This window comes from Eubacterium sp. LMAG:50 (assembly GCF_008680265.1).
Taxonomy (GTDB): domain Bacteria; phylum Bacillota; class Clostridia; order Lachnospirales; family Lachnospiraceae; genus Eubacterium_U; species Eubacterium_U album.
The window spans coordinates 1018868-1031340 of record NZ_NALP01000007.1 but is presented as its reverse complement, the minus strand read 5'-3'; the positions used below and the strand labels follow the sequence as shown (position 1 = coordinate 1031340).

Below are 12473 nucleotides of genomic sequence, written 5' to 3'. Positions count from 1 at the left end.
TATCAATCTATTATTATCTTTGCATTTGCGACTTAAATTTATACCGAATGGAATCCTTTACCGATTATTTCACTTGTATTTGAGATTAATAGAAAAGCACCTGGTGAATTCTCTTTTATAAAATTTCTAAGTTTAACAGCCTGTGAAGGGCTCAAAACCGTAAGAATAATATATTTATTATTTCCTGTAAATGCACCCTTAGCATTTACTAAAGTGGCTCCACGGCCTAATTCTTTCTCTATAAATTTACATATTTCCTTAGGTTCTGAACAGACAACATGAAAATACTTTGAACGATTCAAACTTTCAATGAAATTATCAATAAGTGCAGAACGCATAATTAAACCAAGCAAAGAGTAAAGTCCTGTCTTAACATCAAATACGAAAAATGCACTAAGAGTACATAAGATATCGGAAATCATAAGACCTCGACCAACATCCACACTTGTATATTTTTTAAGAATCATAGCTATAACATCAGTCCCACCACTTGAAGCACCAATATTAAAAAGAACAGCTGATCCTAAAGCGGGTAATAAAATAGCAAAAACAAGTTCAAGTAAAGGCTCATTAGTTAGAGGATGACTCATAGGATAAACACGTTCTAAAACTGATAATGTAACAGACAAAAGAATTGTGCTATAAGCAGTCTTTGCCGCAAATGTTTTACCTAAAATAATCCACCCGATAATAAGCAATAAAATGTTGGCAATAAATGAAAAATCACTGGCTGAAAGAGGAGTGAATTTTGCAATTGTAACTGCCAAGCCTGTAATACCACCAAAAGTAAAATTGTTGGCAAATTTAAAGAAATAAATACCTGCAGCCATAATTAATGTACTAACTGTAAGTAAAGAAAAATTTTTTAAATTTGATTTCATAATTTCGTCCTCTATGTATATATTTTTAAGGAAATTCTAACGTTATGTATATATAAAGTCAACGAGCATTTAATGCATATTAAAATAATTCGAGCCTCTGCAGGCATCTCCTGCAGTTGGCATTAAAAGCCTTACTTTACTAAAATCATACTTTTCATTTTTTAACTTGACAATCATTTGTCCAACATTTAAAATTGCCGGATAACACATATCATTATTTACATACATTAACCCAATATCTGTTATACCTTCCTCATTTTCAAGAATTATCGGATGATAATTTTTAGAATAAAAAGCATATTTGAGCAATGGAAAATGTGCATCCAGCATTGATGGAATCATAAGAATATATTTTTTCGTTAAATTTTGTTTCGTCTATTTTATAAATGAAATCATCCCCTCTTCTAAAAACTCAATGCTCCATGTTATTCGATATCTACATCCTCCGCGTCTAAAAGTTCTTCTTTACTAATACCTAGATTATTCATCACACGTAATCTTTTCTGCAAAATCTCTTATAAGCAACACTAAATAAAATACTTACAATACAGGTTTGCACCAAAATACTAATCCAATCATAAGCTTTAAACGAAGTAAATAAATGATTTTCCATAAACCATGAACCACAATCCTTCCAACTTGAAGCCAAATTAAATGATAACAACAAATCAAGCCATGTATTTGTAGAAAATTGTAATATATTTAACAATCCTAACATTGTAATTACAACGATAATTATACTTATGTAACTATTGTTAGTTACTAATTGAATGGCACTACTTAAAACACTGATAAGTAATATCAGCACTGTTGCGTAGCATATTGTGAATAAAAGATATTTTGCATAACTCATTTTCGCATAAGTAATGAATGGATATGTAAGAATTCCTCTCGATTCCATAGCCATTGCCGATGATAATGAGGTATTCCAAAGTCCTTTATAAGAAATATTTGCGAAATAATATCCTAGAGTTCCTATCATCAAAATACCATTAATAACACTCCCGGCAATCATTGCACTTATCATTTTACTGTTCTGAATTGTTCGTCCCTTTTTGGTCGCATATACTATTCCTGTCGTATTGTTTATCCTTTCATAATCCATTAAAAATAATGTGCATATGCTTATTACAACAGCCATTTCCAGCAATAGTTTTTTAAATATGTTGTAATAAAGCAACTTATGTAATCTATATACCTGACCCGGATAAGTTAATTGTGTACTTTCTCCATCATTTTTTATTTCTTCTACTCTTTTTTCTAATTTTTTATAACAGTTGTCTATAAACAGTTTATACTTTCCACTTGGATTGTAATCATACAAATCCATTTTAGTATTTTTTACAATCTGCATATTAAAATCATCATATATTGAAACAACAGAATTCAGATATTCCTTATCAATTTTATTATCTAAAATATACTGATGTGTAAGTTTCATATCCTTTTTATATTCACTAATCTGCGTTTCGATGTTAAGAATATTAATAGTAAGAAAAAATAACATTAATATCCACACAACTGGATTTTTCATTATTTTTTTTATTTCATATTTTATCAGCAAATTACCACTTCCTTTTTCATCTATTAACAAATTTTTATACTTAAATTTTACTTATTAATAAATAGTTATCTTTTAATCTGCTTATTAACAAATAACTACATCTTTTTTCTTTTCATATTTTGCTAACGCTACTGCAATAATCAAACCAATAATTGTAAAACTTACGCAAATCAATATAGGGCGGTAAACATCGTAAGTTATTTTCATTTTGTTTTCTATTATCAAATATCCATACATTACTTTATTGAAAATGATTGCAATAATAACCGTAAACGGAATGGCACATGCAAAACCGACCACGTAATTAAGCGATATTTTTGATATAAAAAAATACAACATTATGAGTGACATTATTGCAAATATATATAACAACAGATTTAGGCAAATATATGTACCAAATTTCAAATCATACCATGAATTAACTCTTGCAGTGCAATATATAGGACAATCCAAATATTTTCCAACTCCTCTAATTATCAAATATACATAAAATATAATTATATGTGCTATTCCAACTAAAACGGTAGTAATAACGGTAGCTGTTATTCTGGTGTTAACCAAATTTCTTCCATGTTTTGTAGTATAAAATAATGTATTCACATTTCTTATTCTTTCCCGTATCTGATAAGGTATTATCAATAAAGCAGAACATATTAACATTAGCAAACCAATCAAAGGTAAATCACTTTTTACACATTCAGCTGCATCTTCTGATAGAAGCGACGTGTAATCTCTTGTATATAGTTTTTCCATTCTTTCAAGAAATTTAGGATTCAGCTTATTTACTTCCCCTGTATGTCGTCTTACATTTTCTGTTATATTACTCTCTGCATTTTCCCTACTAAGCCCTGCAAACTGTAAACGTGTTTCCCATTCCTGCCAGTAATCCACCTCCTGAATCAGAAATGTTTCTTCAGCATAGCTGCCAAATGAAATGTCATCTAATTTTTCTTTGACCTTATCATCCAGTCCTTCTTCTGAGCGCATTGATTTGTAATCTTTATAGTTAGTTATACCTGCATTTTTCAATACTTCATCCCCTGCAATATACTTGTCAACTTTTTCAATATATTCTTGTTTTATTTCTTCTAACTTATTTCTTTTACTAACCGGTAATTTTGTTCCGTATTCTTTCATTAATATGGTGCATAGTTTATCTTCTGCCCCCATATTAGATGTAGCAAAATAATTAGTGCTTAAAAACATATTGTAAAATAATGCTGTTAGTACAAAGATTACAAGCACGATTTTTATATTAAATATCTTTTTTAACTCAAATTTAATCATATTTTTCTCCTATTAACCATTATTATGTTAATTGTAATTAACTAAAAATACATCTTCCAAATTTGGTGAAACACTTACCTTATTATCATTATCCGTTCCATCATCTGCCTCGTCAAACACTCTTATTGTCATAAATCCTTTTTCCTGTCTTGCTGACAAAACAATATACTTTTCTTCCATCTTTTCATATTCTTTGTCACTTACCTGCATCTCAAATACCTTTCCTGATAACTCGTTACAAATATTTGCTACGGAATCCATTTTGTAAATATGCTTATCTCTTATAAGAATTACCTGATTTGCAATTGATTCAATATCTGACACAATATGGGTAGATAGTATGACTATTCTATCTTTTGACAATACTGAAATTATATTTCTAAATCTTACCCTTTCTTTTGGGTCCAATCCTGCTGTTGGCTCGTCCAAAATCAATATCTTAGGGTCATTTAACATTGCCTGTGCAATGCCAACTCTCTGAATCATTCCACCTGAAAATTTTCTCATTTTCTTGTCAGCATTTTCTGACAATCCTACCATTTCTAACAAATAATCAATTTTTTCTGCTGTTTCTTTTTTAGGTACTCCCTTTAAAGCTGCCAAATATGAAAGATACTGCTTTGGAGTATTATTTTTGTAATATCCAAAATCCTGTGGCAAATAACCAAGCAATTCCCTATACGCCGCTCCCATTGTTTTTATATTTACTCCATCATATAAAATTTCACCCTCAGTAGGATTAAGCAAAGTTGTTATCATCTTTATAATGGTCGTCTTTCCTGCTCCATTTGGTGCTAACAGTGCATATAATCCATTATCCATGTTTAAACTTATATTTTCTACTGCCGTAAATTTTCCAAAATTTTTCGATACATTATTAAGCGTAAGCATTTTCTTTTTCCACCTTTCTTAAATAAGCTATAAATATTCCAAAACTAATAGCTGCAATTGCAACACAAACAACAGTAGGCACTGTATTTAGCATTGTATTTATAATTAATGAATTATATTTTGATATTCCTGTCGTTCCCACTATCCATGCTATGCATAAAAAAACTATATTGTAATAATTATTAAACCTGTCATACAGCCATAGTGATACTACAGAAAAAATAAATGACGTAGCAAAAGCAATAATGACTATTTTTAACTGATATTTAACATCAGTTATAATTAACAGCATTGCCTCATTGATGACGATTGCTAATATACTCACATACAACATTCTAAGTGTAACAATATAACTTTGTGAGTATTTCAATGTGCGTTTAAGTTCTACTATTGCAGACTGTTCTTCATTCCACATTGATAGTGCAAAAAATGACACATTAATAACAGGAAACATTATTATTATCATGTATTCAGGACTTATATAATCATTTATTGAAAATGAAACATATCCTAAAGATATTGCAAACAAATATATAGCAAGTGACATTAATACAAGTAATTTTGACTGATAGAATATAACATTTATTCCCGGTCCTAAGAATAGATTTTTTAGCCTTGTAATCAATGGCTCTTCCTCTTTTTTAGTCGCATCAAGTATAAAATTTATACTGTTTTGTTTTTCGATTTGTGTAGGGTACTCAATATCAAATTTATATTTATTTTCCATAATTACGCTAACTCCTTTTTCAACATTTTAATCATCGTATAATAACGCGTTTTAACCGTGTTTTCTGAAATACCTAATTCCTTAGAAATTTCTTTAAATGATAACTCCTCAAATATTTTCATTTGGAATATCCTAATCCACTCATTGTTATATCCGGATAAAAGTATCATCACATCCTGAATCATTTTTTCATTTGTCATTTTATTAATAATCATTTCTTCCTGATTATCATTCGTCCCGATGTAATCTGTTTCTACCGGACCGGCTTCTAATAATTTTTGTTTATAAAATCTGCTCCGATAAAAATCTGTTATTTTATTTGAGGCCAACCTGTAAAGCCATGTTCTAAAAGAAGCTTTCTTCTCATCATAGCTATGTAATCCATTTAATACTGCTATAAAAATGTCCTGCGTCATGTCCATCGCTAACTCTTTTTCCTGAAGTTGTTTATAAGCATAAACATAAATTTCGTCATAATATCTGCTGACTAGTTCATTTGCTGAGTTTCTGTCATTTTTCTTTTTTATCTCTCTAATAAGCCTATAATCTGAATGCATTCTTTTTCTCCTGTAATTTGTATTACATTATTATATACGAAAATAAATTGAAAATAGTTTTAAGATTTATTATATTGGAAGAATTTCTTATTTAATCCCTCTTTTTCTACTTATAATTAACTTTATGATAATTAAGATATTAAAATTAAAATCAGACAGATAACCTAGATTAGATATATTTAATAAATGATTTAGATATTTATTATCTAAAAAGATATTACAAACTCAAAATGCCACTTGATTTTATTTCAATCAAGTGGCATTTTATCTGGACACTCCTAATTTTGACATCATGAGTTCCTGTATTACTTACATTTAATGCTTTTTACTTTACTCCATTTTGTGTATTTTTTCTTTCCTTTTGTTATGTTATATGCTCTTACTCTTACAAAATATTTCTTACCGGCTTTAAGTTTTTTAATCTGCATTGAATGCTTATTTGTTTTCACAATTTTTTTATTCTTTGTGAATTTCTTATTCATTGCGTATTGTATCTGATAGCCTTTGGCATTAGACACTTTATTCCATTTAACTGTTATTGTCTTTTTCTTTTTAGATGATAATTTTATGTTAATTTTTGCTTTCGCAATTTTAGTTTTTTTCTTAGTTTGATTCGTTTTATCTGCGTTTTTATTCACAATCTTGCATTGTATTCCATTTGCTTTAGCATACTGTGCTGCATATGAATTTTCAGTTGTATATATTGTAACTGAAATAACCGGTTTTCCACTGCCAATCCAGAAATATCCTGTTTCGAAACAACTTTTTCCTATGCTATTAACGCTTGCAGGAATTGTTATTTTTTTCAAATTTCTGCAACCATAAAATGCTTCATCCCCTATCTTCTGTAAACCTTTGCCAATTTCAACTTCTTCTAAATTATCAAAACTTTTAAATTCATTATCCGGAATGCTTGTTATTCCTGACTTAATTACAATTTTCTTTACTTTGTTCCTTATATTTGTCCATGTGTTGTCAGATGATGAATAACTAAATCCTCTACTTGTTGATGAAACCGGATATCTATAATGAACTTTTGTATCAATATCTATCGCACCTGAACCTGATATTGTTAATGTTCCATTTGAAGACTCAAAATCCCATGTTGCATTTTGTCCTGCTACACGATATATTTTTTTATCCATCTTTCCACTATTAATATCTATAGAATAAAAATCAACCATATTTGAACTTGATGCATAATATATAATCTTTGAACCATCTACAATAGGATGACAATCTGAAATTGGTGCTGATGCCGTAAATTCCTGACTAATTTTATTACCATTTCCATCTACAAAAATATAATGTAAAATAGATGACTCTAATAAATCTTCTGTCCCTGCAGTCTGACTTTTTCCATATTCTTCCCATGAAATCATAAACTTGTTATCATTTATTTTTGTTATTTGAGTTCCAATAAAACAACTTCCATCATCTTTATAGTTAGTCATCCATTTTATCTGTGTATTTTCTTCATCAAATTCATTCTGTGAAGTAACTGTAAGATAAATATTATGTGCTGTATTCGTATTTACAACTTCATATTGACTTTGATCTATAGATGTTCCCAAACACAAAACATTATCTGCCGAAACAGCTAAATCATCTACACTTGCATAACATGATATAGCCCATGCGGATGTATGCTCACCACCATATTCAAGTAATGGAATTGATTCTGCTCTTAATGAATCAGCATTGTATTTTGTAAGTTTAGTATATCTTGAACCTTCACTTTGTTCTAAAACATACAAATTTGAATTCTTCTCAACTATGTATTGTGCAAAAGAATGCCACAAATCGCTTTTAACTATCTGACCCGTCATTGTATTTTCATCCACGCTAATCATTAAAAATCCCTGATGTCCCTGCTTATACATTGGATCTACATAACCCTGATGCCCTGTTACAACAAATAATTTCCCATTGCATTCTGTCATTTCAACACACCCATAGTCAAATGGATACCTTACTTCTCCACCAAATAAATTGCTGTTTCCTGTAATTGATGCTGCTCCAATTCTGTTCCAATCTTTATCATATTTTATTACACGAATTACCTCTGCAGTATCTGATTCATCAGTGTTGCTTACTCCTTCAACCAAATAATATCCATTATTTCCTGCATAAAATCCACCCCACATCGGCAATTCCATGTTTATATTTTTTCTGCTCTGTATATTAAAATTCTTGTCATAATATTCTATTCCAATGTTTTCTTCATTATAAAAAACACGCATATATCCATTCGCCAAATTAACCAGCTGTGACTTCTTTCTTAATGAAACGTTCAAATTATCATATGCTGTCGGAATTAGTCCGTTATCTGCTTTAACCTCTTTCTTTGACACAATTCCATATGAACAACTTAACGATATTGTTAATACTGTTGCTACAAGTTTATTTAAAAAATTTTTCATTTTATTTTGTTTCATTTATAACCTCCTGAATATTTCTATAAGGAACATCCGTAAATAATTCCCTTAATTCATCTGCTACACCTAAAGCTGTTGCTATCTTTATAAGACTTATTAGCGATATCTGTCCTGTTGCTTCAAATCTTTTTATTGAGCCATAACTAACTCCACTCATATTTGCAAGTTTTTCCTGAGAAATAGAACGTCTTTTTCTTACATTTCTTAATCTATCTGCAATTTTTTTTCCAATAAGAGAAACAAACGGGTAAAGCCAGAGCTGATGCAGTACTGGTTACTCCTGAAAATATATATGGAATAGAAATAAAAAGTGATGCCGATACCTATACACGGTTAGCTAAACAGGTTAAATATTATAATTTATATATTAAAATTAACCCCAAAAGTTTAATTTCATATTTAAAAATTACAATATTTATACAGAAACTTATTTTCAATCACATAATTATCGCCTACATAATTTCAAAAATCATAATCCGTTCTCTACTATCATTTCCGTCAAATAAATCTCTGCAATCAATCTCATCATAATACATTAATTCGTCTACCGTCATTAAATACGAAATATATTCATCTGATGGATAATAAAAAAACAGTTGTATCGTTCTTATATTTTCATAATAAGAATCTAGTATCTGTGCAATTACTTTTTGCAAGATTTCTACAGAAAATGGGTTAAAGAAATAAATCTTATCCACACTTTCAAGTACTTCAAATTTCTCTGCATTTGCAAGTTCAATTATGACTTTATTAGATGACACTGCAGTTTCTTTATTTGTCATTGCCTTTTCATAAATACGCTCATCGTACTCAATTCCAATTGATTTGCATTTTGTCTGATATGCCATAAAATAATCAACTCTTCCTTTGCCGCATCCATAATCAATCAATGTATTATTTTTACGTATAAGCCCACTGTTGGCAAGACGCTCTAGCACTGAATACGGCGTTGGCTCATAAGGATATCTATATTGGTCTGCTTTTGAATCATCTCTTCCTGTGGTGCGAATCTTAAGAAGTTTGTCCCACCTTATTTCGTTTTTGTCTTGTTTCATAATTTATCGCAAAAATGCATATCTCCTATCTTACACTTTCCATTTTTTGACCTATTAATATCAGTAACTCAATTACTTATTCACCTTATTCATTCCCTTAACAATTCCTACGGCAATTGTTTCTAATGTCTTATTTGAATGATTACTACTCTTATCTCCCACTTCTAAATCTACAGAAGGTATTGTAGAATAGGAAGTTTGAGTCAAATCAATTCCCATTACACCATTCCCATGTATTTTAACTCCGGCATTTTTCATTCCCAATACGAGATTTTTTCCTAATTTGTTATGTTTTTTCCAATTTTTAGAAACCGGATACATATTTTTATATGACTGATTATCTGGAACACCAATATAAAAAGCCCCTTTATTTGATGAAGTCGAATCATAATGAAGTGCAATATGATAATCTGCGCAGTTATTTGCATATACAGTTCTTCCTATATTGTCTATCTGAGCATCTTCGCCTTCCCTAACCATTAAAACATTATATCCTGCTTTTAAAAGTTTCTGCTTAACTATCATTGCCAAATTTAATGTAGCCTTTGCTTCAGGTGTCCCGTCATTTAAAGTAGTTCCACCATTAATTGATGTAGCTCTTATTGCTCCCTGTGCAGTACTTCCGCCGGTTACCTTGGCGCTACCGTCAGGATGGCATAAAGTCTTAACACTTTCACCACCTTTAGTTCCATGTCCTGCATTTATGCAAACAGTTTTGTTCTTAACCTTTGATGCACTTGAAAAATATAAAGCAGCTGAATCTGTATGTATTTTTGAATAACTTGCAAATTCCCATTTAGAATTCCACGAAATTATTTCAGCACAGCTACTCCAGTCTGAATAATATTTATTTCTACCCTTCTTTGCATATCCTCTGACTCTTACATAGTAATTTTTCTTACTATTTAATTTAGCAAGTTTTGTAGAATTTTTATTTTGACCTTTTATCGTTTTAATTTTTGAGTTTACAAAATTTTGGTCTGTAGAATATTGAATCTGATATCCATTAGCCTTACTATTTTTAGTCCACGAAACTGTAACATTTCCTGACTTTCCTGATAATATATTAATATTGCTTTGCTTAAGGGAATAATTTTTAACTTCCGGCAAGACTTTACTTTTATCTTCTTTTACGGCCTCTGTATTACCTGTAGAAATTTCTTCTGCTTCTACTATAGAATTAAATGTAATATTACCCGGCATTTTAAGTCCGTTATTATTAATTTCTGCAAATACAACTGTTGTTACTATAATCAGTCCTGATGCAATTATTTTTTTTATTGTATTTCTATTCATATGCTACCACCTTTCTTACTTACTCTGATAGATATTTATTAAGTGCAAATAAATTTAGCGGGGAATTTTTCTCAAATCAAATTAACCCATTTATTGTTTAACCTCTTATATTTTTTCAGAAAAGGCGAAATCCTAAAGAATCCGGACTTCGCCTTTTTATTATAAATACATTTTTACAACCGCTACTAATACATCTTTATTTGTCTTATATATTTTCTTATACATGCTATTTTTTACAGGTGCCGGTGTTAATCCTGTTTCTAATGTACAATTTAGTATATTTCTGGCATCAAGATAATCACTGAATGTTCCATAATGAGTCTGCCCACTTATTATGTGAGTATAATGTGTCATGGAATAAAGCATATTGCTAAGCTTTGTGTGATTAAGATGATACATAACTTCACCTGCCTGATGATAACAAATTACTACATCAGGTTTAACTTTCTCTACTACCGATACCTGTGCCTTGGTTTCCGGTTCAGATATAGGTGTTTTACCGGCATACTGCTTATGTCCTGGTGTTTTTGCACCACCTCTGTCGAAACCTTCTGCGTAATTTCTATTTATATCTATACCTCTGGCATTTGCTTTCCATATCTTGAAATCAACTCCATCTGCTATTTTATAAAGATTACTACGCAGCTTAGCATTTCTTATTTTTTTAGGTCCATACTGACTGATTGTTACTCCGTCCGGATTTACCATTGGCATAATTACTAATTTAACATTATTAAAGATTGTACTATATTTTTTTCCTTTATATTTTTTCGTATCATATCCTCTGCAATAATCTTCAATAACTTTCATCATAAATTTAGTATTCATATACTCTCTTGCATGCACGGATGTTTCTACATAAACCGTTTTCTTTGCTTTAGCATTCCCCAATGTAACATAGTATAAATTTCTTTTATCCAAACTTTTTCCTGCAATATCAACTTTTAATATTGAACCGTATGCTTTCTCTAATTTCTTTAAATCTACTTTCATATCTGAGTATGAATATTTTTTATCTGATGTATTTACTATTTTTTTAGCATTACATTTGTAGGTAATATATTTCGTTTCAACTAATAATTCCTGATTTCCCACTTTAATTAATGAATATCCATTATTACATTCTTTATAAACATAATAACGAACACCTTTTTCAACTTCTGTCACTTTCTCTAATTTCAAATTATATGCAGAAACATTCTTCTTTACGTAGCCACCTTTTTTCACGTTTTTTCCTGTTGTGTCCACATCCGGTTTAGTTGTCGGCTGTACAGTTGTTGTTTCTTCTGCTTTTGTTGTAGTTGTTTCCGGTATTGTTGTTGTTTCCTGCGGCGTAGTTGTTTCCGGTATTACTGTTGTTTCCTGAGGCATAGTCGTTTCCGGTATCGTTGTTGTTTCCTGAGGCATAGTCGTTTCCGGTATCGTTGTTGCTTCTTGTACTGTTGTTTCCGGTATTGTTATTTCTCCCATAGTTTCAGCTTTTATCTCTGTCAAGTTAATTCCCATTGCAATTATTGCAATTAACATTAGTGTCTTTAGCGTTTTTTTCATATGTTTTTCCTTTCAATTTTTCGTTCCAGTTTGTACATAAACATTATACTACAAAATGCCTGTTTATTTAATTACTAGAATTCTATTTTTGTAGAAAAATACATCTTCTATGGTTTATTATTTAGAAATAATAAAAAAATAGTTAGGGCACGGGGTCCCAACCTGATAATAACCTTTTCAAATATACATTTGCAAAATATAGTAACTCATTAGTATTTCTATACTT

At 30.2% G+C, this 12473-nt stretch carries 12 protein-coding genes; all 12 read right to left on the bottom strand.

Going from position 1 to position 12473, the window contains the following annotated elements:
• Positions 1–38 precede the first annotated feature (38 nt).
• The 12 genes from CCC31_RS09810 to CCC31_RS09755 all read right to left on the bottom strand — a co-directional run bounded on the left by CCC31_RS09810 (position 39) and on the right by CCC31_RS09755 (position 12247).
• A complete protein-coding gene (locus CCC31_RS09810) occupies positions 39–881 on the bottom strand; it encodes a YitT family protein (protein ID WP_290851257.1) in 843 nt (280 codons plus the stop codon).
• A gap of 69 nt (positions 882–950) precedes the next feature.
• A complete protein-coding gene (locus tag CCC31_RS09805; RefSeq protein ID WP_290851255.1) occupies positions 951–1223 on the bottom strand; it encodes a hypothetical protein in 273 nt (90 codons plus the stop codon).
• A 145-nt stretch (positions 1224–1368) separates the two neighbouring features.
• Positions 1369–2445 carry a hypothetical protein gene (locus tag CCC31_RS09800; protein WP_290851253.1) on the bottom strand — a complete coding sequence of 359 codons (1077 nt, stop codon included), beginning with the start codon at positions 2443–2445 and terminating at the stop codon, positions 1369–1371.
• A gap of 84 nt (positions 2446–2529) precedes the next feature.
• Positions 2530–3732 (bottom strand): hypothetical protein, encoded by a 1203-nt coding sequence (locus tag CCC31_RS09795; RefSeq protein WP_290851251.1) that lies wholly within the window; start codon positions 3730–3732, stop codon positions 2530–2532.
• 27 nt (positions 3733–3759) lie between these two features.
• Entirely contained in the window at positions 3760–4623 is an 864-nt protein-coding gene (locus CCC31_RS09790; RefSeq protein ID WP_118565190.1) for an ABC transporter ATP-binding protein, read from the bottom strand.
• On the bottom strand, positions 4610–5350 hold the full coding sequence (locus CCC31_RS09785; RefSeq protein ID WP_290851249.1) for a hypothetical protein: 741 nt from the start codon (positions 5348–5350) through the stop codon (positions 4610–4612). Before CCC31_RS09785 ends, CCC31_RS09790 begins: the two co-directional genes overlap by 14 nt.
• 2 nt (positions 5351–5352) lie before the next feature.
• Positions 5353–5907, bottom strand: a complete 555-nt coding sequence (locus tag CCC31_RS09780) for an RNA polymerase sigma factor (protein ID WP_290851247.1) — start codon at positions 5905–5907, stop codon at positions 5353–5355.
• Positions 5908–6212: 305 nt separating this feature from the next.
• Positions 6213–8345 (bottom strand): leucine-rich repeat protein, encoded by a 2133-nt coding sequence (locus CCC31_RS09775; RefSeq protein WP_290851245.1) that lies wholly within the window; start codon positions 8343–8345, stop codon positions 6213–6215.
• The gene (locus tag CCC31_RS09770) at positions 8332–8565 is read right to left on the bottom strand and encodes a helix-turn-helix transcriptional regulator (RefSeq protein ID WP_363348532.1); all 234 of its coding nucleotides are present in this window, start codon (positions 8563–8565) and stop codon (positions 8332–8334) included. Before CCC31_RS09770 ends, CCC31_RS09775 begins: the two co-directional genes overlap by 14 nt.
• A 232-nt stretch (positions 8566–8797) precedes the next feature.
• Positions 8798–9400, bottom strand: coding sequence for a class I SAM-dependent methyltransferase (locus CCC31_RS09765; RefSeq protein WP_022088524.1), 603 nt, complete (start codon positions 9398–9400; stop codon positions 8798–8800).
• A 72-nt stretch (positions 9401–9472) separates the two neighbouring features.
• Entirely contained in the window at positions 9473–10696 is a 1224-nt protein-coding gene (locus CCC31_RS09760; protein WP_290851242.1) for an N-acetylmuramoyl-L-alanine amidase, read from the bottom strand.
• A 159-nt stretch (positions 10697–10855) separates the two neighbouring features.
• Entirely contained in the window at positions 10856–12247 is a 1392-nt protein-coding gene (locus CCC31_RS09755; RefSeq protein ID WP_290851240.1) for a M14 family metallocarboxypeptidase, read from the bottom strand.
• Between the last annotated feature and the right edge of the window lie 226 nt (positions 12248–12473).